Below are 26850 nucleotides of genomic sequence, written 5' to 3'. Positions count from 1 at the left end.
TCGAGCACAAGCTGGGCATCCACGCCTCGCCCACCTGCGTCATGAGCTATGAGGGCGCGACGGCCGAACTGGTCGGACAGCCGAACGAGGGCCTGGCCCATATGTTCGTGATGATGAACGCCGCCCGCCTGGCCGTCGGGGTCGAGGGCGTCGGCATCGCCGAGCGCGCCTATCAGGGCGCCCTGGCCTACGCCCAGGAACGCCGCCAGGGCCGCAGCGTCTGGACCGGCGAGATGAACGCCCCGATCATCGACCACCCCGACGTGCGTCGGATGCTGTCGGTGATGAAGGCCAAGGTCGCGGCCGCACGCGCCATCTGCCTGTCCACCGCCGTCGCGGCCGATTTGGCCCGCACCACGACCGACGCGGACGCCCGCCGCCGCTGGAAGGGCCGCGAGGACCTGTTCGTGCCCATCGCCAAGGCCTGGTCCACCGACGTCGGCTGCGAGGTCGCCTCGGTGAGCCTCCAGGTCCACGGCGGCATGGGCTTCATCGAAGAGACCGGCGCGGCCCAGCACTATCGCGACGCCCGCATCGCCCCGATCTATGAGGGCACCAACGGGGTCCAGGCCATGGACCTGGTCGGCCGCAAGCTGTCGCAAGACGGCGGGGCCTCGGCCAAGGCCCTGATCGCCGAGATGAAGGCGACCTGCGGCGAGTTGAAACGCCTGTATTCCGGCAAGCCGGTCGAACGGTTCGTCAACGCCGTCGAGGCGGTCGAGGACGCCACCCTGTGGCTGCTGGACGCCAAGACCGATCCGGCCCGCGCCGCCGACGTCCTCGCCGCCGCCGACGCCTATCTGAAGCTGATGGGCGATGTGGTCGGCGGCTGGCTGATGGCCAAGGGCGCCCTGGCGGCCAAGGCCCGGATGGAGACCGGCGAAGGCGACCCCGCCTGGCTGCAAGGCCGGATGGACCTGTACGAAGTCTATGCCGCCAACGTCCTGGGCCACGCCTCCAGCCGCCTGGCCGCCGTCGGCCAGGGCGGCGCCCTGCTGCAACGGATGACGCCGGACGTGCTGGGCGCCTGAACGATCCTTCTCCCCTTAAGGGGAGAAGGGACGCATCACCCTTCGCGCGGGCTGTCCTGGATCAGGCTGCCCGCCACCCAACTGACCGCGCCGGTGACCACGGCCGCGCCGATCCCGGCCCAGAAGCCGTTCACGACGAAGCCGTTCAGCAGAACCGCCGTCAGGCCGATGGTCGCGGCGTTCACCACCAGCAGGAACAGGCCGAAGGTCACGACCGTCAGCGGAAAGGTCACCAGCGTCAGCACCGGCCGCACGATCGCATTGACGACGCCCAGCAGCACCGCCGCCAGGATCAGAGACCATTGCCCGGTGAAATCGACGCCGGGCACGATGACGGACGCCAGCCACAGCCCCACCCCCGTCACCACGCCCTGAACGATGAACCGCACCATCGAATCGTCTCCTCGGGTTGCTGCCCACACATCTTATCCTTCTCCCCTTGCGGGAGAAGGTGGCCGAGCGGAGCGAGGTCGGATGAGGGGTCGCACCGCTCTCGTCTCGAAGATGGCCGAAATCACCACCGTTTGAGAGACCCCTCATCCGTCAGCCTTCGGCTGCCACCTTCTCCCACAAGGGGAGAAGGGCAAGGAGGGAGACGCTGACCAACCTCAGGTGCTAATCTGCCGACTCCCATGCCGATCCGCCGTCTTCCGCCCGAAACCGTCAACCGCATCGCCGCCGGAGAGGTGGTCGAGCGCCCCGCCAGCGCGGTCAAGGAACTGGTCGAGAACGCCCTGGACGCCGGGGCCGCACGGGTCGAGATCCAGGCCGACGGCGGGGGTCTGTCGCGCATCCTGATCGCCGATGACGGCAAGGGCATTCCGGTCGAGGAGCTGCCGCTGGCGGTCGAACGCCACGCCACCTCCAAACTGACGCCCGACGACGCGGGCGACGTGGACCTGTTGCGCATCCACACCCTGGGCTTCCGCGGCGAGGCCCTGCCCTCGATCGGTTCGGTCGCCCGCCTGACCATCACCGCCCGCAGCCCCGGTGAACCGGCCTACGCCGTCACCGTCGAGGGCGGCGACCAGCGGCCGACCGCCCCGGCCCCCTTCCCCGGCCCGCACGGCGCGCGGGTCGAGGTGCGCGACCTGTTCTACGCCACGCCCGCGCGGCTGAAATTCATGAAGTCCGAGCGGGCCGAGGCCATGGCCATCTCGGAAGAGATCAAGCGTCAGGCCATGGCGCACGAGGCCGTCGCCTTCACCCTGGATCTGGACGGCAGGACGGTGCTGCGCCTGCCCGCCGAACATCCCGGTCCCGAGGGCCGGTTGAAGCGTCTGGCCGCCCTGCTGGGCCGCGATTTCGAGACCAACGCCCTGCTGATCGATCAGGAGCGGGACGGCGTGCGCCTGTCCGGCTATGCGGGCCTGCCGACCTATTCGCGCGGCAATGCGGCGCACCAGTATCTGTTCGTCAACGGCCGCCCGGTGAAGGATCGGCTGCTGCAAGGCGCCCTGCGCGGCGCCTACGCCGACTTCCTGGCCCGCGACCGGCATCCGTCGGCGGCCCTGTTCCTGGAACTCGATCCGCTGCTGGTCGACGTCAATGTGCATCCGGCCAAGGCCGAGGTGCGGTTCCGCGATCCGGCCCTGGTGCGTGGTCTGATCGTCGGCGCCCTGCGTCACGCCCTGGCCGCCGCCGGACACCGCGCCTCGACCACAGTCGCCGCCGGCGCCCTGACGGGATTCACGGCCCACACGGGCGTCGCCTTCAGCCCGTCGGCGCCCTCGGCGCGCGGCTTCAGCGGCTGGAGCGGCTGGGATCGGCCCGTCGCCGTCGTCAACGACGTCCTGCCCGGCCTGAACGAGCGCTCCGCCCGCGTCGAGACCGCCGCCTCCGATCTGGCCGCTTGGCCCGACCATGCCGCCGTCGCCCCGCCGCCCGATCTGATCGACTTCCCCCTGGGCGCCGCCCGCGCTCAGGTGCACGGCACCTATATCGTCGCCCAGACCCGCGACGGCATCGTCGTGGTCGATCAGCACGCCGCCCACGAACGCCTCGTCTATGAGCGGATGAAGGCCCAGATGGCGCAAGGGTCCGTCACCCGTCAGGCCCTGCTGACGCCCGAGGTGGTCGATCTGGACCCGGCCGAGACCGACCGCGTCCTGGCGCGCGCCGACGAACTGGCCGCCCTGGGCCTGGTGGTCGAACCGTTCGGCGGCGGGGCGGTGCTGGTGCGCGAGACCCCCGCCCTTCTGGGCGACTGCGACGTTCAGGGCCTGATCCGCGACATCGCCGACGACCTGGCCGAACACGGCGCGGCCCTGGCCCTGTCCGAGCGGCTGGGCGAGGTCTGCGGCACCATGGCCTGTCACGGCAGCGTCCGCGCCGGGCGCGTGCTTTCCGCCGCCGAGATGAACGCCCTGCTGCGCCAGATGGAGGCCACGCCCCATTCCGGCCAGTGCAACCACGGCCGCCCGACCTATGTCGAATTGAAGCTGGCCGATCTGGAGAAGCTGTTCGGCCGTCGGTGAGCGAACCCCTTTCATGGGGGTGGAACAAAATGTTCTTGATTTGTTCCATGTGAAACGTCATGGTCCCCTCATGGCGAAACAGCCGATGAAGGGACGTGGGGCCAGATCCAACGCCAGCGGGCGGTATGAGGCGACGCAGGTCGAAACGTTCGACGACGGCTGGACCGCCGACGACGTTGACGCGCCCCCTCTGCGCACCAGCCTGACGCCGGAGAAGGCGCGGACGATCATCGCCCGCAACACCAGTCCCGACGTCGGCTTCGACCGATCCATCAACCCCTACAAGGGCTGTGAACATGGCTGCATCTACTGCTACGCCCGTCCGTCCCATGCCTGGATGGGCCTATCCCCGGGCCTGGATTTCGAGAGCCGGCTCTTCTTCAAGCCCGAGGCCGCGCGTCTGCTGGAACAAGAGCTGTGCAAGCCCCGATACCGCTGCAAACGCATCCACATAGGCGGCAACACCGACCCCTATCAGCCGGTCGAACGGGATTTGAAATCCACCCGGTCGGTGCTGGAGGTGCTGCGACGGTTCCGCCACCCCTTCTCCATCATCACCAAGTCGGTGCTGATCGCCCGCGACGCCGACATCCTGGGCGAAATGGGTCGGGCGGGCCTGGCCTCGGCCTTCGTCTCCGTCACCACCCTGGATCGCGGCCTGGCCCGTGCGATGGAGCCGCGCGCCTCCACCCCCGCCAAACGGCTGGAGGCGATCCGCCGTCTGGCCGACGCGGGCTGTCCCGTCGGCGTCGGTTTCGCCCCGGTCATTCCCGGCCTGAACGATCATGAGCTGGAATCGGTGCTGGAGGCGGCGGCGGCGGCCGGCGCGACCTCGGCCATGTATGTGACCCTGCGCCTGCCGTTGGAGATCAAGGACCTGTTCCGCGAATGGCTGGCCGACGCCCGGCCCGACCGCGCCGCCCGGGTCATGTCCCTGATCCGCCAGACGCGCGGCGGCCGCGACTATGACCCCGACTGGTCCCAGCGCATGAAGGGAACCGGTACCGTCGCCGAACTGATCGCCACCCGCTTCAAGGCCGCCGTAAAACGCCACGGCCTGGATACGCCCCGCCGCCCGTTGGACGAGACCCAGTTCCGCATCCCCGCCGACGCAAAACAGCAGATGGACCTGTTCGATCTGATGGAGAGACCCGCCGCCTAGCGCTTGAACACCCCGACCAGTTCGACGTGCGCCGACCACAGGAACTGGTCCACCGGCGTCACCCGTTCCAGCCGGAACCCGGCGTCGATCAGGATGCGGGCGTCGCGCGCGAAGGTCGTCGGATTGCACGAGACGCCGACCACGACCTCGGCCTTGGTCTGGGCGATCTGAGCCGTCTGTTCGGCCGCTCCGGCGCGCGGCGGATCGAAGACCACGGCGTCGCAGCCCTTCAGATCATGCGGGCTGAGCGGACGCCGGAACAGGTCGCGCGCCTCGGCCGTGATCGGCTTCAGGCCCCGGGCCGTGCCGATCCCCGCCTTCAGCGCCGCGATCCCTTCGGCCGAGGCGTCCGCCGCCAGCACCGGCGCCACGGCCGCCAGGGGAAAGGTGAAGGTTCCCGCCCCGCAGAACAGATCGGCGATCTTCCTGGCCCCGCGCACGGCCTCGGTCGCCCGCTCCACCATCGCCGCCTCGGCCTGAGGCACGGCCTGCAGAAAGCCGCCCGCCGGCAGGGGCACGGTCGCCGGGCCGAACGTCACCCTGGGTCGGCGCGCCATGACCAGGGTCTCGCCCGCCTGACTGAGCCGCGCCAGGTCGGCCTCTCCCGCCGCCATGATCGCCCGCATCTGGGCGTCACGCGACAGTCCGCCTGACCGCCGCTCGACGCCGGTCACATCCACGTCCAGCCCGTCCAGCGTCCAGGTCACATGCAGCGTCGGGGCCGACTTCGGATGCTCCAGAAACGCCTCGGCCACCCGCGCCAGCGCCGGAATCGCCGCCACGATGCGCGGGTCGGCCACCGGACAGGCGTTCACCCGCACCAGTCGCCAGGACTTGCGCGCCTTGAACCCCAGGATCGCGCGTCCGTCCGGCCCGCGTCGCGCGTGCAGCGCCAGCCGTCGTCGCGTCCCCGGCGGCGTCGCCACCGTCGCCTCGACCTCGGTCTCGATCCCCTCGCGCGCCAGGGCGGCCCGGACCTGCTCACGCTTCCAGTCCAGATAGGGTCCCGACGCCCAGTGTTGCAGCGAACACCCCCCGCAATCGCCGTATTGCGGCGACACCGGCGCGATTCGGTCGGGGCTGGGCGTGATGATCTCGACCGTCTCGGCCCGTCCGTCCCGGATCTCGGCGCGGATCACTTCGCCCGGCAGGGTCAGGGGGGCGAATACCGGCCCGCGCTCCGTCCGCACGACCCCGTCGCCCTGGCCGCCGATGTGACTGATGGTCAGCGTCTCGCTCATGTCCGCGCTTCTAGCCGTCCAAGGCCTCGGGCGGAACATGAACGAAGATGAACGACCCGATCAACGTCCGTTCAGCTTGGGGGGACTACCTCTCGATGCAACGCGAACGGTCCAGGCCGTTCAGCGCCCAGTTCAAACCAGAAAGGGAGGGCACCGATGATCGGCGCCAAGACCAAGATCGCCGCCGCGGCCGCCCTGATCGCCGCCATCGCCGTTCCGGGCGCGGCCTCGGCCCAGTCCTATTATTCCAACGGCTACGGCTACAGCCAGAACTACGGTTCGGGCCAGTACGGCCGAGGCTACGACTATGACCGCCGTTCCAGTCAGGACCCCTGCTATCGCGACGGCCGAACCGGCGCGGGCGCGGCCATCGGCGCCACGGCCGGGGCGGTTCTGGGTTCGCAACTGGCCGCGCGCGGCCGCCGCACCGAAGGCAGCGTCCTGGGCGGCGTGCTGGGGGCCATGGTCGGCGCCAACGTCGGCCGGTCGTCCAGCGAGGCCTGCCGCACCCAAGGCTATTACGACCAGGGCCGCAGCTATTCGGACTACGACCGCCGCAATGACAACAGCTACAGCTACGATCGGCGCTACGACGACCGCAATGATCGCGGCTACGACTACGACCGCACGTATGATCGCGGCTCCAGCTACGACAGCCGCGACGGCTACGGCGACGACTGCCGCCTGGCCGAGAGCCGCATCCGCCTTCCCGACGGCCGTTACGAGACGCGCTATGTGCGCAGTTGCCGTGACGGTTCGGGCCGCTATCGCGTCGTCGATTAACATCCAGCCCCCCTGGCGATTGACGACGTGAGGGAGCCGCCGGCGGAGACATCCGTCGGCGGTTTCTTTTTGTGTTCGCTACCGCTCGCGACGCGGTCGCTCGCTGCTTGAGCGAGGGTTGGTTCGCTACCGCTCGCGATGCAGTGGCGGGCGGCTTGAGCGAGAGTTGGTTCGCTAACGCTCGCGACACGGCGGCGGGTGGCTTGGACGACAGGCTACCCTCGGCTGGCCCAGAGCAGGTATTCGCGGTTGCCGTCGCCGCCCATGATCGGGCTGTCGGCGGTTTCGCGCACGCGCCAGCCCAGGTCTTCCAGCCAGGCGGCGACCCGCGTCAGGGCCGCCTCGCGCGCCTCGGCGTCGCGCACCACCCCGCCCCGCCCGACGTCGGCGCGGCGGTCCATTTCGAACTGCGGTTTGACCAGGGTCGCCAGGTCCGCGCCCGGCGCCGCCAGCGACAGGGCGGCGGGCAGCACCTTGGCCAGGCCGATGAAGCTGGCGTCGCAGACGATCAGATCGACCGGCTCGGCGATGATCGACGCATCCAGATCACGGGCGTCGGTTCGTTCCAGGTTCACCACGCGCGGGTCGGCGGCCAGGCGCGGGTGCAACTGCCCCTGCCCCACGTCGACGGCGAACACCTTGGCCGCCCCCCGCTCCAGCAACACCTCGGTGAAGCCGCCGGTCGAGGCGCCGACGTCCAGGGCCGTCCGCCCCGTGACGGCCACGGGCCACAGATTCAGCGCGTGATCCAGTTTCAGAGCGCCGCGGCCGACGAAGCGGTGCGCCTCGACATAGTCGAGCACCGCATCATCCGCGACCTGTTGCGACGCCGCCTTGGCGGGGACGCCGTCCACCGTCACCCCGCCCGCCTCGATCGCCGCCTTGGCGCGCGCCCGGCTTTCGGCCAGGCCGCGCGCGACCAGCAGGTGGTCCAGGCGGACGCGGCTCACCCCAGGGCGTCCAGCCCGGCCAGGGCGGCTTCCAGCCGGGCCTTGCCCGCCTCGGCCTCGGCCAGTTTGGCGCGGTTCTCCTCGATCACCGCCGGGTCGGCGCGAGCGACGAAATTGGGATTGTCCAACTTCTTCCTGACGTGGGCGACGTCGCTGTCGAAGGCGGCGATCTCCTTCTTCAGGCGGGTGCGTTCGGCGGCGACGTCGATCATTCCCGCCAAGGTCAGGGCGGCCGAGGCGCCGCCCGCGACCAGCACGATGGCCCCGTCGGGCCGTTCGCTCACGCGCTCCACGCCCGTCACCCGGGCCAGGGTTTCGATCAGGCCGCGATGCCGGTCGAAACGCAACCAGGTCTCTTCGGCCGGATTGATCACCGCGAAGGGCAGCTTGGCCCCCGGAGGCGCGCCGATCTCGGCGCGGCTGGAGCGAATGGTGGTGACCAGGTGGATCAGCCAGTTGATCTCACCAGCCGCCGCCGCATCTTGGAAGGCGTCGGACAGATCCGGCCAGGCGGCGCCCAGCAGCATGGATTCGGCCCGCGCCGCGCCCGCATCGGCCAATTGGTCCCACAGCTCTTCGGTGATGAAGGGCATGATCGGATGCATCAGCTTCAGCGTCTGATCCAGGGTCCAGGCGGTCATGGCGCGGGTCTCGGCCTTGGCCGCCTCATCGGCGCCGCCGAAGATCGGCTTGGCCAACTCCAGATACCAGTCGCAGAACACGTTCCAGACGAAGCGATAGAGGCTGGACGCGGCCTCGTCGAACCGGCCGGCTTCCAGCGCCGCCGACACGGCGCGCTCGGTCTCGACCAGTTCATGCCGGACCCAACGGTTGATGGTCTGGCTGACCCCCGCCGGATCGAAGCCCTCGGCTCGACACGCCTCGTTCATCTGGGCGAAACGGGCGGCGTTCCACAATTTAGTGCCGAAATTTCGATAACCTTCAATGCGTTGCTTCGACAACTTGATGTCGCGCGTGCCCGACAGAATGGCCATGGTGAAGCGCAAGGGGTCAGCGCCCAGATCGTCGATGATCTCCAGCGGGTCGATGACGTTGCCCTTGGACTTCGACATCTTCTGGCCCTTCTCGTCGCGGACCAGGCCGTTGATGATGACCCGTTTGAACGGGACCTTATCGGTGAAGTGGATGCCCATCATCATCATCCGGGCGACCCAGAAGAAGATGATGTCATAGCCGGTGACCAGGTCGCTGGTCGGATAGAAGCGCTCCAGGTCTTCGGTTTTTTCCGGCCAGCCCATGGTCGAGAACGGCCAAAGGGCCGAGCTGAACCAGGTGTCCAGAACGTCCTCGTCCTGGGTGATGGGCAGATTGCCGGCCTGGGCCTGAGCCTCCGCCTCGGTCTCGGCGACGAAGATCTGGCCGTCCGGGCCGTACCAGGCCGGGATGCGATGGCCCCACCAAAGCTGGCGCGAAATGCACCACGGCTCGATGTTGCGCAGCCATTCAAAATAGATCTTCTCGTAGCTCTTCGGCTCGAACTCGGTCTTGCCCTCCTCCACCGCCTTCAGCGCGGGCTGGGCCAGGGTGTGGGCGTCGACGTACCACTGGTCCGTCAGCCACGGCTCGATGACCACGCCCGAACGGTCGCCGTGCGGGACCATGTGGCGGGTTTTCTCGATGGCCTTCAGCCAGCCCTCTTCCTCGGCCCGGGCGACGATGGCCTTGCGCGCGGCGAAACGGTCCATGCCTTCGTAGTCGGCGGGCACGTCGGGCGTGTCGGCGGCGGTGATGCGGCCGAAGGCGTCCATGACGTTCAGCGCGGCCAGCCCCGCCCGCTTGCCGACCTGGAAGTCGTTGAAGTCGTGCGCGGGCGTGATCTTCACCGCGCCGGAACCCTTGGTCGGATCGGCGTAGTCGTCGGCGACGATGGGGATGCGACGGCCGGTGATCGGCAGGATCACGTCCTTGCCGACGATGCCCGCATAGCGCGCGTCGCCCGGATGCACGGCCACGCCGGTGTCGCCCAGCATGGTCTCGGGCCGGGTGGTGGCGACGACGATATAGTCGCGCGTCTCATATTCGGTCGGTTCGCCCGCCTCGTCGAAGGCGATGGGGTGTTCGTAGGTGACGCCGTCGGCCAGCGGATAGGCGAAATGCCAATAGGCGCCGTCGACCTCCTTCTGTTCGACCTCCAGGTCCGAGATGGCGGTCTGGAAATGCGGGTCCCAGTTCACCAGCCGCTTGTCGCGATAGATCAGGCCCTGCTGGTGCAGTTGCACGAACACCTTGCGCACCGCGGCCGACAGGCCGTCGTCCAGGGTGAAGCGTTCGCGGCTCCAGTCACAGCTCGCGCCCAGGCGGCGCAACTGGCGCACGATGGTCCCGCCGGACTCGGCCTTCCATTTCCAGACGGTGTCCAGAAAGGCTTCACGACCCATGTCGCGGCGGCTGACATTGCCCGTGGCGGCCAGTTGACGCTCGACCACCATCTGGGTGGCGATGCCCGCGTGGTCCGTGCCCGGCAGCCACAGGGCCGCCTTGCCGCGCATCCGCTGATAACGGATCAGGATGTCCTGCAGCGTGTTGTTCAGCGCATGGCCGATGTGCAGAGAGCCGGTCACGTTCGGCGGCGGAATGACGATCGAATAGGTTCCCGTCGCACCCTCGGTGCGCGGCGCGAACAGGCCGCTGGCCTCCCACATCGCATAGAGGCGGGGTTCGGCGGATTTCGGATCGAAGGTCTTGTCCAGCATGGTCATTTTTCTTGCCCTAACGCTCGGCCTGCGAGGCCTCGCTGCTTGAGGGCGGTCAATCGAGAAAGAGAAAGGGCGTTCGGAAAGCAGAAAGGGCGGCCCCGCCGGAGCCGCCCTGTGGTGATCTAGTGGAGATCAGGTCGCAGGTGAAGGTCAGCCGGCCGAGCGGGCGATTCGTTCGACTTCCTTGCGTACCTGGGCCTCGACGATGGCGGGCAGGTTGGCGTCCAGCCATTCCTTCAGCATCGGGCGCAGCAGTTGGCGCGCCAGATCGTCGACGGTCGGGCCGGTTCCGCCGCTGAACGACGCGGGTTCGGGCTGGCGCAACGACGCGGCCAGACCGGCGAAGGCCGAGGCGGCGCTGGTCGCGGCGCTGTCGCCGACCAGGCTGTCGCCGGTCGGGGCCTGATAGGGCGCGGGTTCAGGCGCGGCGGCCGCCGCGAACACCGGTTCGTCGATGACGACCTCGGGGAGGGGTTCGGGTTCGGCCTCGACGGGGGCGATGTCCAGATCGCCGATGTGCTCGGCCTCGGGCGCCTCATAGCGATCCGTCAGCTCCAGCACGTCTTCCTCGACGGCGACGGCTTCCTGAACCGAAGGCGTCTCGTCCATCATGGCGGGCGAGGCCTCGGCCGGTTCCGGCGTCGGTTCGGGCGCCGGCGCGGCGGCCGTCTCGGCCGGAGCGTCGTCTTCGGAGATGATCCGGCGGATCGACGCCAGGATCTCCTCCATCGTCGGTTCCTGGGCGGTCTGATCGGTCATGTCTTAACCCTGGGGACGGAGCCGTTCGGCGGATCGGACGCGGACTCAGGTCGCGCCGCGGACGTCGAAAGTCGTCGCATCTACGCCCGTCGGAATCAACGGGCGTTTTCGCCTGTTTGGTTAATGCCGCCGCCTAATGGAAGGTCAGGCGCCGGGCGCGGTGCGGATGACCTCGCCCTTCAACTGGGTGTCGATCGGCGCGTCCGGCGCGTCGGTCGCGGGAACCACCGGCGGAGCGGCGAGACGGTCGATGCTCTCGATCACGCCGTCCCACGGCAGGGAGCCGCGACCGCGCACGCGGTCATAGTTGGCGGCCGGGTCATAGGCTTCGACCGGCGTCAGGTCCGGCCCTTCCAGCCGACCCATGGCGGCCAGGAGCTGGGCCTGGGCGACGTATTCGTTGCGACGAGCGATGGCCAGCGAGACCTCGGCGTTGCGCAGCTCCAACTCCTGGTTCAGCACGTCCAGGGTGGTGCGCAGGCCGACCTGGGCCTCTTGACGCACGCCCTCGGCGGCGACCGAGGCGGCGCGCACGGCCTCTTGACCGGCGGTCAGGGTCGACCGAGCCGAAATGACCTGGGCATAGGCCGAGCTGACGCTTTGCAGCACGCCGCGACGCTCGCCCTCGACGCCGATCTGGGCGGCGTTGGCCTGTTCCAGGGTCTGGGCCACGCGCGACCGGTTCAGGCCGCCGGTGAACAGCGGGATCGACACCGAGGCGCCGGCGCGGAAGGTCGTGCGGTCGGCCAGATCCGGGTCGTCCAGAGTGCCGACGCCGCCATAGGAGGCGGTCAGACGGGCGGACGGCAGATATTCGGCGCGGGCCTGAGCCACGCGGGCCTCGGCCGCTTGCAGGGCGTAACCCGAGGCGCGCAGGCCGGGGTTGTCTTGCAGGGCGATGTCCATGGCCTGTTCAAAGCCTTCCGGCAGGCCCGGCAAGGTCGGCAGGGCGTCCAGGGTGGCGGGCGACTGCCCCACCACGGCGGCATAGGCCGCGCGCGACACCGACAACTGGGCCTGGGCGTTGGCCAGGTCGGCCTCGGTCTGGGCCAGGCGGGCCTCGGACTGGGCCACGTCGGTGCGGGTGATCTCGCCGACCTCGAAGCGGGCGTTGGATTCGTCCAGTTGGCGGCGCAGGACGCCCTGGTTGTCCTGACGGATGCGCAGGATCTCGACATCGCGCAGAACGTCGGCATAGGCCTGGATCACCGAGGCCAGCACCTGCTGCTCGACATCGCGCAGGTTTTCGCGGCCGCCCAGGATATTGGCTTCGGCGGCGGTGATGCCGTGGCCGACGCGACCGGCGGAATACAGGGTCTGCGACAGATTGATCCCGGCGCTGACCGAGTCGCTTTCGCTCGTGCCGACGAAGGGCGCCCGCGTCTGGGTGTAATCGACATCGACAGAGGCGCTGAGCGTCGGGCGCAGGCCCGCCCGGGCCTGAACCACGGTCTCGTCCAGGGCGCGCTGATTGGCGCGCTGGGCCAGAAGGGTCGGATTGGTCTGATAGGCCAGAGCCAGGGCGTCCTGGAGGCTTTCAGCCGCCACGGGTCCCGCGACGGCGGCCATCACCGCGACCATGGCGACCGAAGCGAGCGCGCGCGAACGTTGCAACATCATATGTTCCTGCCTGACGCCCGGGGAGGGTGCGTCAAAGATACCATCATGTCGGCGTAGGTGACGACGGATGCCGCCAGACGCCAGTTAAGTTTTCTTCACGCGGCGGCGAGGGAAATCCGTCGTCGCCGTAAGCGTTACAGCGCGAATGTAGGCGTCGGCGCCAATTCCGCCAGCACCGGCGGCGCGGAATCGAACAGAACCTTGCGCGACAGGGCGTCGTCCTGACCCTTCACGTACAGCACCGCCTTGCCGACAGGTCCCGAACGCTCGACCACGACCAGACGGCCGCCGTCGCGCAGCGCCGCCAGCCAGGCGTCGGGCCGAACCGGCGTCGCCATCTCGCTGACGATCAGGTCCCAACCGTCGCCTTGCGGCGCGGTCAGGGGGGCCACGACGGTCGTGACGCCCTCGTCGGCCAGGGCCGCGCCGGCCACGTCGAACACGGCGACGTCGGCTTCCTGGGCGGTGACGGCCAGGCCCATGCGGGCCAGCACGGCTGCGGCATAGGGGGCGGCCAGGCACAGGGCGCGCTCGTCCGAGCGGGGATCGGCGGCCTGCAAAAGCTTGGCGATGTCGCGCGCGGGCATCAGCTTGCGGCCGTCGGCGATTTGGGCCGCCGTCTCGGCATAGGCGACGAAGGCGCGCTCGGCGGGAACGAACCGCTCACGCGGAACGACCATCAGCGCGGCCTGAAGGGCGCGGTCGGTGACGTCGTTCACACGGACCTGTGAGTCCACCATGACCTTGCGCGCGGCGGCGAAATCCATCGGGAAGCGTTCCTTGGGCGACGTGATCGGAATTGCGTCGTGCTTATAGGTCCGTGCGTTGCAGCGGACAATCCGATCTGATAGCGAACGCGCCTCGCGATGGCGGCGTCCCGGATTTCGGGACCCTGGCCTGATGGCGGAGTGGTGACGCAGAGGACTGCAAATCCTTGCACCCGGGTTCGATTCCCGGTCAGGCCTCCATCGCGAGTCTCTCTAACAGGCGACGTTCAGCCCGGCCCGCCCCGGCTGAGGCACAACGTCTCGCCTTCCCGCGCCAACCCAAAACCGCGACGCGACACCTGCCGCGCCTCGGCGCTGTCGGGATAACGGGCCGGATTGCTGTGGTTCAGGTGGATGAAGCGGACCCGCGACCGCTCTTGGGGCGTCAGGCGCGCCTCGAACCGATCCATGCTGTCGCGGATACGGGGATGGGGAATGGTCGTCATGTCCACCCCGCGCAGTTCGCCGTCGGCGAAGAAGGTGGCGTCGATATAGGCGGCGTCGACTTGGCGGATCATCGCTTCGATTCCGGGTCCGCCCGCCGCCTCCCATCGATCCCAGTCGTCGATGTCGGGCAGGAACAGGGCGGCGGCGTCCGCCCCCCGGATGACGAAGCCCACAGTCTCTGAATATTCGTCGCGGTGCGGAACCGTGAACGGCGTGACCGTCAGCCCGCCTTCCAGCGCCACGGGCCGACCGTCGGCCAGGCCGCGAATATCGATGTTGTTCAGGGCGGCCAACTGGCTCCAGGGTCCGTTGTCGCGCAGGAAGCCGCCCATGCGCGGCATGGCGTAGACGGGCGTGCCGCGCGCACCGGCCGCCTCGCGCCCCAGCATCATCAGCCCGGCGTAATGCCCGATATGGGCGTGGGTCAGGAAGACGCCGTCCAGCCCAAGTCCCGGCCGATCCCGCCCCATCCAGGCGTCAAGCCGCTGAAGCTGGACCTTAATGTCCGGCGTGGCGTCGAACAGCCAGCGCGCGCCCGTCATGTGATCGACCACCGCCGCCGAAGTCGCCAGCCGCGCCAGGCTTGGGTCCGTCCAGGCCGGGTCCTCTGGGTGGCCGATCTGGGGCATGCCCGCGTCTTGCGCGATCCCCAGAACCATCAGTTCGAGGCGGCAACTCGCGGGTTCGGCCCGCGCCGGCATGTGCAGGAACAACCACAGACAGATCCCCGCGCAGACGGCGATCACCAGCCACGCCTTCAGCGACCCTCGCGCGGGGGTTCTGGATTTGAGCCGTCTCATTTTCGGGCGTCAGCCCAAGGGCGCGGTGATCCAGCCGATGGCCCCGGCCGCGCCCAGCGCCGCGCCGACGACGGCGGCGACCAACACGATGCGCGCATTGCGATGGATGAAATACAGAATGCCCATGACGCCTACTTCCCAACCCGTGGCGCCAAGTTGCCACATTCTGAGAATTCATCAAGGTGGATGAAGAGTTAACAGCTTGACGGTTCCGTGATCAGCGAACCTGAGTCAGTTGGTGCAGGGCGACGGCCGAGGTCGCGGCCACGTTCAGCGAATCAAAGCCGCCGGCCATGGGGACGCCCACCGACCGGCAGCGACGGATCACCGTGTCCGGCAGGCCCGGTCCCTCGGCCCCCAGCAACAGGGCCTGACGGCCCGAGCCGCGCACGGCGCTGAGCGGCTGGGTCGCCGACGGCGTCAGGGCCAGGGTTTCAAATCCCGCCGTCTCCAGCTCGTCGAGCAGGACCTCGACCGACGGCGCCGTCGCCATGGGCGTGCGCAACACCGCGCCGACCGACACCCGGACGGCCTTGCGATAGAAGGGGTCGCAACAGGCGGCGTCCATCAAGACGGCGTGGGCGCCGAAGGCGGCGGCGTTGCGGAACAGGCCGCCCATGTTGTCGTGATTGCCGATGCCCACGGCGCAGACCACGACGGCCTGGGGAGGCGCGTCCGCCAACAGCGCGGCGACCGACCGAGGCGCGGGCTTGCGGCCCAGCGCCAGCACGCCGCGATGCAGAGGAAAGCCGGCGACGGCGTCCAGCACCCCCTGCCCCGCCACATAGGTCGGCACCCCGTCAGGCAGCGCCGCGACGGCCTCGGCCATGGCCTGCACCCGATTCTCGGCCAACAGCAGCGATTCCGGCACGCACAGCGAGGCGGGCGAGGCCAGGATGCGCACCACCCCCTTGCCCTCGGCGATGAAACGGCCCTCGCGGCCGGTCAGGTCGCGCTCCTTCACGTGGCCAAAGGCCGCCACGCGCGGGTCGTCAGGGTCGGTGATCGAGATGAGCGTCATTTTCAGCCGTATTACCCATTGCACGAGCCGCGAACCCGCTGCTATAGGCCCGCCTCCCGAGCGTGTTCCGCGGTAGCTCAGTGGTAGAGCAGCCGACTGTTAATCGGCTGGTCGTAGGTTCGAATCCTACCCGCGGAGCCACTCTCCCCCTCCCCCACACGCGAACGAAAAAAAGCCCGACGCACGCGCCGGGCTGAAATCAGGTTCGGTGATGGTGGGCGTCCTCAAAGACAGAAGACAGTCCGTTGATCGACCGGTTTGGTTAACGGCGCGTAAATGCGCTCACTCCTGCGCGTCGGGCAGCCAGGTGACCTGACGCCCGCCCGCCGGGACGTCCCAGACCAGACGCCAGCCCGCGCCTGAACGCACGGCCTGGGCCGTCGCCCCGCCGTCGCCCGGAAAGTCATAGACCTCTGATCCGACGCCCAGCCGCGCGGGTCCCGTCGATGATCCGACCACCGCCGTCCAACGCCCGACGGCGTCGGCCTGGGCCACCGCGCCGGGGCGGCCGTCCACGGTGACCCGCACCGAGGACCCCGCCTGAGCCTGGCCCGACAAGGCCAGGACCCGTCCATCCGAATCGACCGCGCCCAGGGCGCCGGCGCCGTCCAGCCGCACGCTGGCCGCCCCCGGAGCCAACAGGGCCATCGGTCCCTGCCCGCCGCCCAGGATCAACAGACGTTCGGGCGCGGGCGCGGCGTCCTGGCCGGTCTGGGTCTCGGGCGTCAGAAGCACGTCGCCCGTCGGTGCGCCCATGTGGATGTCGAAACGGCCCGCGTCGTCGGCCGAGGCGGCGAAGGCCATGCCGTCCGCGCCGCGCAGCACGACCCGCGCGCCCGGCCCGGCCCGGCCGGACACCGTCAGGCCGCCGCTGGGCGTGCGTCGCACCGTGTCGATCCGAGGCGGCGCGGCCCAGCCGATCGTGGTCTCGCCCTTGGGCTGGGCCTGATCCGTCCGCGCGTTTGAACAGGCCGCCAGAAGCACCAGCGGGACGATCGACGACAGCAGACGTTTTCTCGACGGCATGAAGGCTCTATGGCTAGGGACCTAGGCGGACGGAACTGGTTAGCGCGCATGCGCCGTCCTGTCTCGCCGTCATCCATCCGAGGTTCCATGTCGTCCGCCGCCAATCCCCAAATCACGCCCTTCGACGGCCTGTCGGTCTGCCTGTTCTGCGGGTCGTCCGACGCCGCCCACGCCGACTATCTGCAAGCCGCCGACGATTTCGGCGCGGCGGTGGCCAAACAGGGCTGGCGGCTGGTCTATGGCGGCGGCGGGGTGGGCCTGATGGGCGCCTCGGCGCGCGCCGCCCATGCCCAGGGCGGCAGGGTGGTCGGCATCATGCCCGCCTTCCTGCGCAGCCGCGAACGCCTGTTCGATGACGTCGAGACGATCGTCGTCGACACCATGCATGAGCGCAAGATCCTGATGTACGACGAATCCGACGCCTTCGTGGTGGCGCCCGGCGGCGTCGGCACGTTGGAAGAGGTGGTCGAGCTGTTGTCCTGGAAACGGCTGGACTTGCACGGCAAGCCGATCATCTTCCTGAACATCAACGGCTTTTGGGAGACCTTCTTCGCCCTGATGAAACACAGCGTCGAAGAAGGCATGACCCCGCCGTCCTTCCTCCAGGCCTGGGACGTGCGCGACACGGTGGACGAGGTCGTGGCCCTGCTGGCCCAGGGTGCGACACGCCGCCCCTTGCAATATGATCAGCGTTAAGTAACCGTCGATAAGTCAGCGTCGCCTATCCGTCCTTTTTGAAAACTTGTCTTGACAGTTTTGAAAGAGAACGGACTATGAGCGGCCATGGGGCGGTGGTCGCCCCGCGACTTATCGGAGACCTCCCCATGCGTGCTCTGCTTATCGCCGCGGCCCTGTTCGCCGCCGCCCCCGCCTTCGCCCAACCGGCCCAGTCGCCGACTCGTCTGACCCTGGCCGCCGCCGCGCAGGCCCCGTCGGGCCGCACCATCATCGACGGCGCGACCTGGCGCTGCGAAGGCGCGGCCTGCACCGCGTCGGGCGGTTCCAGCCAGCCCGCTCCGCGCGCCTGCCGCCGCGTGGCCCAGCGCCTGGGACCCGTGACGGCCTTTTCGTGGAAGGGCGTCGAACTGTCGGCCGCCGAAATCGCCGCCTGCAACGCCTGAATTCAAGCCGCGTCAGGTCGAGAAGGCGGAGCCTTCTGATCGCGGCCCATGGAAATTGAGGTTGGGGCGGGCGTCAGCCCGCCTCGCCCTTCAGACGCTTCACCAGCGTCTCGCGGCCCATCAGCACGATCATGGCCGCCATGTCCGGCCCATGCGCCTGGCCGGTCAGGATCAGGCGCAACGGCATGAACAGAGCCTTGCCCTTGGCGCCGGTCTCGGCCTTGACCGCTTCGGTCCAGACGCCCCAGGCGCCCGCGTCGATGGTGTCCGGCAACAACTTCAACGCCGCTTCGGCGAAGGCCGCGTCCTCGATCACCGGCGTGACCGGGCCGCGCACGATCCGCGCCATTTCAACGACATCGGCCAGCTTGCTCAGGTTCGGTCTGACCGCGATCCAGAAGGCCTCGCCCAGGTCGCAGTCCAGCGCAGCCAGCCGAGGCTTGGCCGTCGCATAGTCCATGGCGTGCAAGGCCTGGGCGTTCAGCCGGTCCAGGTCCGCCGTGTCGTAGCGCGCCGGCGACCGGCCCATCTTGGAGAAGGCGAAGCCCGCACCCAGTGCCTGGACCGACGGAGCGACCTCCAGCGGATCCGAGGTGCCGATGCGGCCCAGGTGGCTGGTGATGGCGATCGGCTCATAGCCCTGGTCACGCATCTCGGAGATCGACAGAGAACCCAGACGTTTCGACAGGGCCTGACCATCGGCGCCGACCAGCAACGGCATGTGGGCGAACGCGGGCACGGATCCGCCCCCATTATCGCCAAGGAGGGCCTCGAAGATCTCGATCTGGGCGCCGGTGTTGGTGACGTGATCCTCGCCCCGGATCACATGGGTCACGCCCATGTCGATGTCATCCACGACCGACGGCAGGGTGTAGAGGAACAGGCCGTCCTCACGGATCAGCACCGGATCGGACATGGAGGCGGTGTCGACCTCGGCATGGCCGCGCGCCAGATCCTCCCAGGCCACCCGCTTGCCGTCCAGCTTGAACCGCCAGTGCGGGCGGCGGCCCTCGGCCTCATAGGCGGCCTTCTCGGCCTCGGTCAGGTTCAACGCGGCGCGGTCATAGATCGGCGGCAGGCCACGCGAGAGCTGCACCTTGCGACGGCGGTCCAGCTCCTCGGCGGTTTCATAGGCCGGATAGAGGCGGCCCGACGCCTTCAGGCGCTCGGCGGCGGCTTCATAGCGGTCGAAACGCTTCGACTGGTTGTGACGCTCGTCCCACAGCAGGCCCAGCCAGGCCAGATCGTCCTCGATGCCTTGCTCGAACTCGGGCGTGGAGCGCGCCAGGTCGGTGTCGTCGATGCGCAGGATGAACGAACCGCCCTGTCCTTTGGCGAACATCCAGTTGACCAGGGCGGTGCGCACGTTGCCGACGTGCAGTTTCCCCGTCGGCGATGGGGCGAAGCGGACCTTGACGGACATGGTTCAGGCGACCTTGAAATGCGAGGCGGCTAGGTCGGGCACGCGCGCGGCGAAGTCAAGGCGAAGCCGGGTCCGCCGCCGGTTGGAACAGCCGGTTCATGCCCCGCCGATAGGCCGCGGGCGCATCGGCGGCATGGGTCCCGCCCTCGATCCCCTCGCCGTACAGCGCCCAGGGCCGATCCGGCCGATCGCGCCAGGCGGCCAGCCATGACGCCGCCTCGACGCGCAGATCGGCGCGGTCGCGCGTGCCGCTGGCCACCACCAGGGCGAGGTCGTCTCGGCTGGCGGGCGCGGCGGGCGCCATCAGGGACTCCAACCCCGGCGTCAGCGAGGGATTGCTGGCGATGCGGCCCCAGAACAGGTCGGGATCGGTCACCGCCGAATACAGGACGAAGGCTCCGCCCCGCGACTGGCCGAACAGGATGCGGCGCTGGGGATCGGCGCGATAGCGCGCCTCGATCCGGGGGATCAGTTCGGTCTTCAGAAACCGTTGAAAGGCGTCGACCCCGGCCTGATCGACCCGCAGGCCCGGCGTCTGGAAATCGATGTGACGCCGGTTCACCGCCGGATCGAAGCCGCCGTAGGCGATGCCGACCATCAGCACCTCGGGCAGGCCGTCGTCGTAGTGCAGAAACAACTGCACCGGAGCCAGCATCGGGAACAGGCTGTCGCCGTCAGTCACATAGACGGTGGGGTACAGCCGCGCGTTCGCCGGATCATACCCCTCGGGATAGCGGACATAGATGTGGAACCCACGCCCGACCTCGGCCGAGTCGATGAAGACATAGTCGCCGCGCAAGGCGGCGGGCATGGGCGCCGTTTCTGGTGATTGAGCGTGCGCCGACGCGGCCGTCGTCGCCAACAGAAGAAGCGTCAGGCCGATCCATGAACGCATCGGCCCGGCCTCGTCGATCAATCGTCGCGATGAACCCGCTCGCGGCGCTCGTGCCGCTCCTGGGCCTCGACCGAAAAGGTCGCGGTCGGACGCGCCTCCAACCGGCCCAGGCCGATCGGTTCGCCCGTGTCCTCGCAATAGCCGTAGGATCCGTCCTCGATCCGGCGCAGCGCCTCGTCGATCTTGGAGATCAGCTTGCGCTGGCGATCACGGGTCCGAAGCTCCAGCGCCCTGTCGGATTCCGACGACGCGCGATCGACCAGATCCGGGTGATTTTCCGTCTCGGCCTTCAGATTCACGACCGTGTCGCGCGACTCTCGAAGGATCTCGTCCTTCCAGGCCAACAACTTTGATTTGAAATACGCCAACTGCCGTTCATTCATGAACGGCTCATCGTCGGAAGGCCGATACATCGGCGGTTCAACAGCCACTGACGCCAATGCGTTCATCGCACCAAGCTCATAATCAAACGCCCCCCATGGCGTGCACCGCCTATAGGTGAAATGCGCGAGTCGCGGCAACGCCGTTCGCGCGTCCGTGATCACTCAGGGTCGGCATCTCGCGCGTAACGTGACATTTCTTCATCACTATCGTGCCTGTGAGCGGCGATAAGTTGCGCAAAGTTCATGTATTAGGCGCTCGTACGGCGAATTTCCGCCTTGGCCAGCTCAACCGCCGCGCGCAGGTCGATCTGATCCAGCACGGCCGCTAGGCCCGCGTCGGGGTCATCGGGTCTGTCCTCGCGCACCGCGCGCGCGAGGCGTTCCAGCGCCGCCTCGCCGGTTTCACCGCCCAGCATGGCCAGTTTCAGCTCATCCAGGCGATCCAGCAGGCCTCCGCCGCGACGCATGGCCCGACGGCGGCGCTCGGTCGGGTCCTCGACGCCTTGCAGCGCCATCAGGGCGGAGACGTCGGTGACGGCGCCCGTCGCGGCCGTGGCGCCGGTCGCGACCGCCCGTTCGGACCCCGAGGCGCCGGACAGGCTGAACCCGCCCGCCGCGCGCTGTGTCGGGCGGGCGGTAAGAGTGGATGCGGTTCCAGCGGGACCTATGACCTTCATGGGCGGGCGCTCCAGTCCATGGCCGACCGTCGTCGCTCACCGTCACCGTTTGGTTAACGCCCCGGCAGTTTCTGCCGCACGGAACGTCCGCCAAGATCGCAAGGCGTTGAATTTGCACGCACCGGCTTTCGGCACGGGTTTCGCATCACGGTTAATCGACAATCGCTTTCGAAAGACCCGCGATGAAGAAGTTGCTTGCCGCCCTCGCCGCTCCGCTCGCCGCCCTGGCGCTGGCGGCCCTGCCCGACGCGGCCCTGGCCCAGTCGCGGATCAAGGACATCACCGCCGTCGAGGGCGTGCGCTCCAACCAGTTGGTCGGCTACGGCCTGGTGGTCGGCCTGGCCGGAACCGGCGACAGCTTGCGCAACTCGCCCTTCACCCGCCAGTCCCTGGAAGGGATGATGGAGCGGCTGGGCGTCAATATCCGCGACGCCAACGCCAACACCAAGAACATCGCCGCCGTCATGGTGACGGCCGAACTGCCGCCCTTCGCCACGCCGGGTTCGCGCCTAGACGTTTCGGTGTCGACCATGGGCGACGCCAAGAGCCTGCTGGGCGGGACGCTGCTGGTCACCAGCCTTCAGGGCGCCGACGGTCAGGTCTATGCGGTGGCCCAAGGGTCCATCCAGACGGGAGCCGTCTCGGCCTCGGGCGGATCGGGTTCTTCAGTCACGCGCGGCGTGCCGACGGCGGGCCGCATCGCCTCGGGCGGCACGGTCGAGCGTGAGACCGGCTTCGAGCTGGCGAACATGAACGAGGTGCGGCTGAACCTGCGCAACCCCGACTTCACCACGGCCCAGCGCGTCGCCGCCGCCATCAACGGCAGCTATCCAGGCAGCGCCCTGGCCGAGAACGGCACCGTCATCGCCCTGCGCGCGCCGGCCCAGTTGGGCATGGCCGGCTTCATCAGCCGCATCGAAAACCTGCCGGTCCAGGTCGACGCCCCCGCCAAGGTGATCATCGACGAGGTCAACGGCGTCATCGTCATGGGCGAGAACGTGCGCATCTCCACCGTCGCCATCTCGCAGGGCAACCTGACGGTCTCGGTCCAGGAAACGCCGCTGGTCAGCCAGCCCGCCCCCTTCAGCCAGGGCCAGACGGCCGTGGTTCCCCAGTCTGACGTCAGCGTCGAGGAGGAACTGGGCCGCCAGATGCGCATCGTCGGCGGCGGAACCTCGTTGTCGGCCCTGGTCAACGGCCTGAACGCCCTGGGCGTCAGCCCGCGCGACATGATCTCCATCTTGCAGGCGGTGAAGGCCGCCGGCGCCCTGCAAGCCGACATCGAGGTGATGTGATGAGCGATCTGACCGTGTCGCCCGACCTGCTGGCCGGCGCCCCGCAACGTCCCCAGCCGACCGCCCGGATGCGCGAGACCGCCGAGGCTTTCGAGACCAGCTTCCTGAGCCAGATGCTGAAGCCGATGTTCGAGGGCTTGTCGACCGACGGTCCCTTCGGCGGCGGCCAGGCGGAGGAAACCTGGCGCGGCTTCATGATCGACGCCATGGCCAAACAGACCGTGCGCGCGGGCGGCATCGGCCTGGCCGATCAGGTCGTGTCGGAAATGCTGAAAATGCAGGAGCAGGGTCGATGAGCACCGGTTCCGAACTGGCCACGGCCCGTGTGCGCCAACTGACCCGACTGACCGAGGATCTGACCGACCGGCTGATCAACGAGACCCGCGCCTTCGAGGCCCGGCGTCCTCAGGACGTGGCCGCCGGTCTGGCCGAGACCCAGGAAATGGCCAACATCTATCGCCGCGAGTCGGCCCAGTTGAAGGCCAATCCCGCCCTGCTGGCGCCCGCCCCGACGACGGATCGCATGGCCCTGATCGCCGTGACCCAGGCCTTCGAGGCCGTGCTGGCCCGTCACGGCCGGGCGGTCGAAGCCGCCCGCATCGTTTCCGAAGGCCTGGTCAAGGCGATCGCGCAAGAGGTCGCGGCGGCCCGTCCTCCCGCCTCGGCCTACGGCGCCACCGGCCGCGCCGCATCGGGCGACAGCCGCGCCGTGACGCTGAACCGAACGGCGTGACGGCGTCAGGAAACGGTTAAGCCTGTTTCCACGCGCTATCTTCATCGCTCGACGACTAGCTTGCCCTTCATGCGCGCCGCCCCTCGCCTGCTCGGTTTCGCCTTCGCTTCCGCCGACGCCCTGGTCGAACTGACCGGCGACGGACAGGTGGCGTTCGCCATGGGCGCGGGCGCCGTGGCGGGCGATGACGTGGCCGCCTGGAAGGGCCGGACATTCGCCGACCTAGTGACCGAGACCGAACAAGGACCGCTGACCCAGACCCTGGCCGCCCTCAAGCCGGGCGCCCGCAGCGGGCCGGTGGAGGTGCGCATCATCGCCCCGACCGGCTGGGTCCGTCGCGCCGTGCTGCACGCCTTCATCCTGCCTGAGCTGGCCCCGGCCGTGTCTTGCAGCCTGTCCTGGCGCGGCGCGGCCGTCCCGCTGGAGATCCCCGAAACGCCGCCGGTGACGGACGCCGCGGACCTGTTGGCCCGCACGAAGGCCAGCCTGGCCGCCAGGCAGGCCGGCGACGCGCCCCTGTCAGTGGCCTTCGTCGATGTGCCCGGCCTGGCCGACGCGCCGGGCGAAGAAGGCCGCCGCGCCACGGCCCGTGTCGAGGCCACGCTTCAGGCCGCGTCGGTCGATGGGGCCTCGGCCGCCCGGTTGACGCCGGAACGCTACGCCCTGCTGGCCGAGGGCGACGCGGCAGCGAACCTGGCCGCCGAGGTCAGCGAGGCCGCCGCCGCCGAAGGGGTGGAGATTCAGTCCAGCGCCTATGCCGCGCGGATCAATCTGAGCGAGCCGGTCTCGGCCCTGCGCGCCATGCGCTTCGCCCTGGAGAGCTGTATCCGGGACGGCGGGCTGGAACGGCCGGACGTCGCTTTCGAGCAGGCGTTCAAACGCACCGTGTCCGAGGCCGAGGCGTTCCGCGCCCGCGTCAAGGCGCGCGACTTCGACCTGTATTACCAACCCATCGTGGCCCTGGACACGCGAGCCGTGCACCATTTCGAGGCCCTGGCCCGTTTCGGCGGTTCGGGTCCCGCGGCCCTGATCGGCATGGCCGAGCAACTGGGCCTGATCGAGGCTCTGGACCTGGCCGTGGCCGAAAAGACCCTGAGCAAGATGCGACAGCCGGGCGCGGGGCTGTTGAAGGTCGCGATCAACATCTCGGGCGCCTCCCTGGCTGATGACGGCTATGTCGACGCCCTGCTGCGCATGACCGCTTCGGCGACCGAACTGCGCCGCCGTCTGATCGTCGAGGTGACCGAGACCGCCGCCCTGTCGGACATCGAGGCCGCCGACCGGCGTCTGACCGCCCTGCGCGGCGCGGGGATCAAGGTGTGCATCGACGATTTCGGCGCGGGATCGGCGGGCTTCGACTATCTGCGGCGTCTGTCGGTCGACACGGTCAAGATCGACGGCGGCCTGGTCACCGGCGTCGACAAGGATGCGCGCGGCCGCGCCGTGATCCGCACCCTGGTCGAACTGTCGGACTCGCTGGGCCTGAGCGCCATCGCCGAACACATCGAGACCGAGGCGGAGGCCGAGACCGTCGCCGCCCTGGGCGTGGCCTACGGCCAGGGCTATCTGTTCGGCCGCGCCGAGGCCGAACCCCGCGTCGCCGCCCCCGCCACGACGTCCGCGCGCCGCAAGGGCGCCGTGGAGGCCTGGGGCTAACGCTTCATTCCGGTCGGAATGGGACGGCCCAGGGCCTCGGCCATGGCCTGTTGCGCGATCAGCAGCACCTGGTCGCGCTGGTGATAGTTGTTCGACAGCACGATCACCGTCACATCGCTGTCGGGCTGCCAGGTCACCAGATTGCGGAACCCCGACCAACTGCCGGTATGGAACACCTGCCGGTCGTCCAGTGACGGCGACACCCGCCGGCCGATGGCGTCGGTGAACAGGCCATAGCCCCACAGCCGATCCTTGGCCCGGCCACGTTCATGCGCCTCGGCCGGGGCGTGGTCGGCGACCATCTGGGCGTAGCTGGCGGGCGTCAGCACCCGGCCGTGATGCAGGGCGCGCTGCCAGGCCAGCATGTCGTCCAGCGTCGAATAGGCCGCGCCCGCCCCGATCACGATGGAGACGTTGGCGTTGTCCTGGGCCGCCAGGCCGCCGGGAAAATTCGCATAGCCGCGCGCCAGGTTCGAGGCGTCGCCCAGACCGGTCTCGCCCATGCCCAGCGGCTTGAACAGCGCCTCTCTAAGATAGACCTCATAGGGTCGGCCCGACGCCTTCTCGACGATGGCGGCGGCCAGGTTGAAGGCGGCGTTGTCGTATCGGACCTTCGTTCCCGGCGCGAACTGCAGGCGATAGAGTTTTGAATCTTCTGTCAGTTGATCCAGCGTCGCGGGCGTGACCCGACGCGCGCCCCATCCGGGCCGGGCCATTAGGTCGGGAATGCCCGAGGTATGCGACAACAGATGATGGATGCGCACCGGCGCCCAGGCCTCGGGGCACGGCTGGATCCATTTGCAGACCGGGTCGCGCACATCCAGGACGCCCTGGTCCTGCAGCTTCAGAATCGCCGCCGCCGTGAACTGCTTGGACACCGAGGCCAGACGGAACCGCGTCTCCAGCGTCAGGGGAATGTCGTTCTGATAGTCGGCCTTGCCGTACACCTGCCGGAACAGCACCCGATCACCCTGGGCCACCAGCACGCCGCCCATGAACCGGCTGTCGCGCAGCCGTTCAGCCAGCAGGGGCAGATCCTCGACCACCTGAACCGGCGGACGCGGCGCGGCGGCGCTCGCGAACCCGGAGTGCAGGCTCTCTGGACGGGCGGTGACGACGGCGGCCAGGGCCGAACCGCCGACGACGAGGGCGGCCAGACCGCCCAGAACGAGCCGGGGGTGGCCTCCGGCGGTCTTGGGAACCGTGAACAACAACTGGTCTCTACGCTCTTAGGGACGAAAGGCTATCGGCCTTGATTCTTCGGTCCCGTCACCCTCTGACGCGAGCCTCGGCCGCACTTCGGTCCCGGCTAGACGTCGAATTCCAGGCCGAACTGGGCGTACAGGGCGCGGCTGTCCTGCCATTTCGGATCGACCTTTACGGTCAGGAACAGGTGGACGGGGCGGTCCAGGATGACCGTCAATTCCTCCCGCGCCTTCTGGCCGATCCATTTCAGCGTCTGGCCGCCCTTGCCCAGCACGATGGGCCGCTGGCTCTCGCGTTCGACATAGATGGTCTGTTCGATCCGGGCCGAACCGTCGGGCCGCTCATCGAAGGCCGTGGTCTCCACCGCCGCCGAATAGGGCAGTTCCTCATGGACGCGCAGATAGACCTTCTCACGCGTGATCTCGGCGGCCAGCACCCGCGCGGGCACGTCGGCGGCCTGATCCTCGGGATACAGCCACGGTCCCTCGGGCATCAGTTCGGCCATGCGCGTCTTCAGGTCCTCGACCCCGTCGCCGCTGAGCGCGGAGATCATGAAGACCTCGGAATAGACGCCGGTGTCGTACAGCCGCTGCGACAGGGCCAAGAGGGTGTCGCGGCGCATGCCGTCGATCTTGTTCAGCGCCAGTATGGCCTTGGCGC

At 68.8% G+C, this 26850-nt stretch carries 27 protein-coding genes and 2 tRNA genes; 12 read left to right on the top strand and 17 right to left on the bottom strand.

The window, feature by feature from the left end:
* The coding region (locus V7D63_RS09780) for an acyl-CoA dehydrogenase (protein ID WP_333592087.1) at nucleotides 1–1031 on the top strand (1031 nt) is incomplete at its 5' end.
* A 35-nt stretch (nucleotides 1032–1066) separates the two neighbouring features.
* Here the strand turns inward: V7D63_RS09780 and V7D63_RS09775 are convergent.
* The gene (locus tag V7D63_RS09775) at nucleotides 1067–1423 is read right to left on the bottom strand and encodes a phage holin family protein (RefSeq protein WP_333592086.1); all 357 of its coding nucleotides are present in this window, start codon (nucleotides 1421–1423) and stop codon (nucleotides 1067–1069) included.
* Between the two features lie 240 nt (nucleotides 1424–1663).
* Between V7D63_RS09775 and mutL the strand changes: the two genes are divergently transcribed.
* On the top strand, nucleotides 1664–3508 hold the full coding sequence (gene mutL, locus V7D63_RS09770) for a DNA mismatch repair endonuclease MutL (RefSeq protein WP_333592085.1): 1845 nt from the start codon (nucleotides 1664–1666) through the stop codon (nucleotides 3506–3508).
* An 85-nt stretch (nucleotides 3509–3593) separates the two neighbouring features.
* On the top strand, nucleotides 3594–4670 hold the full coding sequence (locus V7D63_RS09765; RefSeq protein ID WP_333592084.1) for a PA0069 family radical SAM protein: 1077 nt from the start codon (nucleotides 3594–3596) through the stop codon (nucleotides 4668–4670).
* On the opposite strand, the gene V7D63_RS09760 is transcribed toward V7D63_RS09765, so the two are convergent.
* Nucleotides 4667–5911: a class I SAM-dependent RNA methyltransferase gene (locus V7D63_RS09760; protein WP_333592083.1), complete on the bottom strand. Its 1245-nt coding sequence runs from the start codon at nucleotides 5909–5911 to the stop codon at nucleotides 4667–4669. The two genes, V7D63_RS09765 and V7D63_RS09760, sit on opposite strands and share 4 nt — an antisense overlap.
* Before the next feature lie 156 nt (nucleotides 5912–6067).
* Here V7D63_RS09760 and V7D63_RS09755 point away from each other — a divergent pair, with 156 nt between their 5' ends.
* Entirely contained in the window at nucleotides 6068–6694 is a 627-nt protein-coding gene (locus V7D63_RS09755) for a glycine zipper 2TM domain-containing protein (RefSeq protein ID WP_333592082.1), read from the top strand.
* 215 nt (nucleotides 6695–6909) lie between these two features.
* On the opposite strand, the gene V7D63_RS09750 is transcribed toward V7D63_RS09755, so the two are convergent.
* The 5 genes from V7D63_RS09750 to V7D63_RS09730 form a co-directional block, all read right to left on the bottom strand.
* Nucleotides 6910–7644 carry a TlyA family RNA methyltransferase gene (locus V7D63_RS09750; protein ID WP_333592081.1) on the bottom strand — a complete coding sequence of 245 codons (735 nt, stop codon included), beginning with the start codon at nucleotides 7642–7644 and terminating at the stop codon, nucleotides 6910–6912.
* On the bottom strand, nucleotides 7641–10358 hold the full coding sequence (locus tag V7D63_RS09745; RefSeq protein WP_333592080.1) for a valine--tRNA ligase: 2718 nt from the start codon (nucleotides 10356–10358) through the stop codon (nucleotides 7641–7643). Before V7D63_RS09745 ends, V7D63_RS09750 begins: the two co-directional genes overlap by 4 nt.
* A 153-nt stretch (nucleotides 10359–10511) precedes the next feature.
* Complete coding sequence (locus tag V7D63_RS09740; protein WP_333592079.1) at nucleotides 10512–11120, bottom strand: DUF2497 domain-containing protein; 609 nt, start codon at nucleotides 11118–11120, stop codon at nucleotides 10512–10514.
* A gap of 144 nt (nucleotides 11121–11264) precedes the next feature.
* Nucleotides 11265–12737, bottom strand: coding sequence for a TolC family outer membrane protein (locus V7D63_RS09735; protein ID WP_333592078.1), 1473 nt, complete (start codon nucleotides 12735–12737; stop codon nucleotides 11265–11267).
* A gap of 137 nt (nucleotides 12738–12874) precedes the next feature.
* Complete coding sequence (locus V7D63_RS09730; RefSeq protein ID WP_333592077.1) at nucleotides 12875–13507, bottom strand: protein-L-isoaspartate O-methyltransferase family protein; 633 nt, start codon at nucleotides 13505–13507, stop codon at nucleotides 12875–12877.
* 127 nt (nucleotides 13508–13634) lie between these two features.
* Here V7D63_RS09730 and V7D63_RS09725 point away from each other — a divergent pair.
* A tRNA-Cys gene (locus tag V7D63_RS09725) sits at nucleotides 13635–13708 on the top strand.
* A 26-nt stretch (nucleotides 13709–13734) separates the two neighbouring features.
* Here V7D63_RS09725 and V7D63_RS09720 read toward each other — a convergent pair.
* The 3 genes from V7D63_RS09720 to V7D63_RS09710 are packed head-to-tail and all read right to left on the bottom strand — an operon-like array spanning nucleotide 13735 to nucleotide 15775.
* A complete protein-coding gene (locus V7D63_RS09720; RefSeq protein ID WP_333592076.1) occupies nucleotides 13735–14754 on the bottom strand; it encodes an MBL fold metallo-hydrolase in 1020 nt (339 codons plus the stop codon).
* Nucleotides 14755–14763: 9 nt separating this feature from the next.
* Complete coding sequence (locus V7D63_RS09715) at nucleotides 14764–14919, bottom strand: hypothetical protein (RefSeq protein ID WP_333592075.1); 156 nt, start codon at nucleotides 14917–14919, stop codon at nucleotides 14764–14766.
* Nucleotides 14920–14971: 52 nt separating this feature from the next.
* Nucleotides 14972–15775, bottom strand: coding sequence for a TrmH family RNA methyltransferase (locus tag V7D63_RS09710; RefSeq protein ID WP_333592074.1), 804 nt, complete (start codon nucleotides 15773–15775; stop codon nucleotides 14972–14974).
* 66 nt (nucleotides 15776–15841) lie between these two features.
* Here V7D63_RS09710 and V7D63_RS09705 point away from each other — a divergent pair.
* Nucleotides 15842–15916 (top strand) — tRNA-Asn (locus V7D63_RS09705).
* Nucleotides 15917–16057: 141 nt separating this feature from the next.
* On the opposite strand, the gene V7D63_RS09700 is transcribed toward V7D63_RS09705, so the two are convergent.
* Complete coding sequence (locus V7D63_RS09700; RefSeq protein WP_333592073.1) at nucleotides 16058–16801, bottom strand: hypothetical protein; 744 nt, start codon at nucleotides 16799–16801, stop codon at nucleotides 16058–16060.
* A gap of 87 nt (nucleotides 16802–16888) precedes the next feature.
* Between V7D63_RS09700 and V7D63_RS09695 the strand changes: the two genes are divergently transcribed.
* Complete coding sequence (locus tag V7D63_RS09695; RefSeq protein ID WP_333592072.1) at nucleotides 16889–17497, top strand: TIGR00730 family Rossman fold protein; 609 nt, start codon at nucleotides 16889–16891, stop codon at nucleotides 17495–17497.
* A 128-nt stretch (nucleotides 17498–17625) separates the two neighbouring features.
* The gene (locus V7D63_RS09690) at nucleotides 17626–17922 is read left to right on the top strand and encodes a CC_3452 family protein (RefSeq protein WP_333592071.1); all 297 of its coding nucleotides are present in this window, start codon (nucleotides 17626–17628) and stop codon (nucleotides 17920–17922) included.
* A gap of 73 nt (nucleotides 17923–17995) precedes the next feature.
* Here V7D63_RS09690 and gltX read toward each other — a convergent pair whose 3' ends face one another.
* From gltX to V7D63_RS09670, 4 genes are all read right to left on the bottom strand, one after another.
* The gene (gene gltX, locus V7D63_RS09685; protein ID WP_333592070.1) at nucleotides 17996–19345 is read right to left on the bottom strand and encodes a glutamate--tRNA ligase; all 1350 of its coding nucleotides are present in this window, start codon (nucleotides 19343–19345) and stop codon (nucleotides 17996–17998) included.
* Nucleotides 19346–19400: 55 nt separating this feature from the next.
* Complete coding sequence (locus tag V7D63_RS09680; RefSeq protein WP_333592069.1) at nucleotides 19401–20240, bottom strand: alpha/beta hydrolase; 840 nt, start codon at nucleotides 20238–20240, stop codon at nucleotides 19401–19403.
* Between the two features lie 17 nt (nucleotides 20241–20257).
* Nucleotides 20258–20689: an RNA polymerase-binding protein DksA gene (gene dksA / locus V7D63_RS09675; RefSeq protein WP_333592088.1), complete on the bottom strand. Its 432-nt coding sequence runs from the start codon at nucleotides 20687–20689 to the stop codon at nucleotides 20258–20260.
* Between the two features lie 182 nt (nucleotides 20690–20871).
* Nucleotides 20872–21300, bottom strand: a complete 429-nt coding sequence (locus V7D63_RS09670; protein ID WP_333592068.1) for a flagellar assembly protein FliX — start codon at nucleotides 21298–21300, stop codon at nucleotides 20872–20874.
* 182 nt (nucleotides 21301–21482) lie between these two features.
* Here V7D63_RS09670 and V7D63_RS09665 point away from each other — a divergent pair, with 182 nt between their 5' ends.
* From V7D63_RS09665 to V7D63_RS09650, 4 genes are all read left to right on the top strand, one after another.
* Nucleotides 21483–22595 carry a flagellar basal body P-ring protein FlgI gene (locus V7D63_RS09665; protein ID WP_333592067.1) on the top strand — a complete coding sequence of 371 codons (1113 nt, stop codon included), beginning with the start codon at nucleotides 21483–21485 and terminating at the stop codon, nucleotides 22593–22595.
* Nucleotides 22595–22891 carry a rod-binding protein gene (locus V7D63_RS09660; protein WP_333592066.1) on the top strand — a complete coding sequence of 99 codons (297 nt, stop codon included), beginning with the start codon at nucleotides 22595–22597 and terminating at the stop codon, nucleotides 22889–22891. The genes V7D63_RS09665 and V7D63_RS09660 overlap by 1 nt, the downstream gene beginning before the upstream one ends.
* Nucleotides 22888–23328 (top strand): flagellar basal-body protein FlbY, encoded by a 441-nt coding sequence (locus V7D63_RS09655; protein WP_333592065.1) that lies wholly within the window; start codon nucleotides 22888–22890, stop codon nucleotides 23326–23328. The genes V7D63_RS09660 and V7D63_RS09655 overlap by 4 nt, the downstream gene beginning before the upstream one ends.
* A gap of 69 nt (nucleotides 23329–23397) precedes the next feature.
* A complete protein-coding gene (locus V7D63_RS09650; protein ID WP_333592064.1) occupies nucleotides 23398–24984 on the top strand; it encodes an EAL domain-containing protein in 1587 nt (528 codons plus the stop codon).
* Here V7D63_RS09650 and V7D63_RS09645 read toward each other — a convergent pair.
* The gene (locus tag V7D63_RS09645; RefSeq protein WP_333592063.1) at nucleotides 24981–26195 is read right to left on the bottom strand and encodes a serine hydrolase domain-containing protein; all 1215 of its coding nucleotides are present in this window, start codon (nucleotides 26193–26195) and stop codon (nucleotides 24981–24983) included. The two genes, V7D63_RS09650 and V7D63_RS09645, sit on opposite strands and share 4 nt — an antisense overlap.
* A 98-nt stretch (nucleotides 26196–26293) precedes the next feature.
* Nucleotides 26294–26850 (bottom strand): GTPase Era (gene era, locus V7D63_RS09640; RefSeq protein WP_333592062.1); only part of this gene is annotated, 557 nt, incomplete at its 5' end.

Source organism: Brevundimonas sp. (assembly GCF_036732845.1).
In the GTDB taxonomy this organism is placed as follows: Bacteria; Pseudomonadota; Alphaproteobacteria; order Caulobacterales; family Caulobacteraceae; genus Brevundimonas.
Note: the sequence above shows the minus strand (reverse complement) of the source record. Positions and strands in the feature narration are given on the sequence as shown.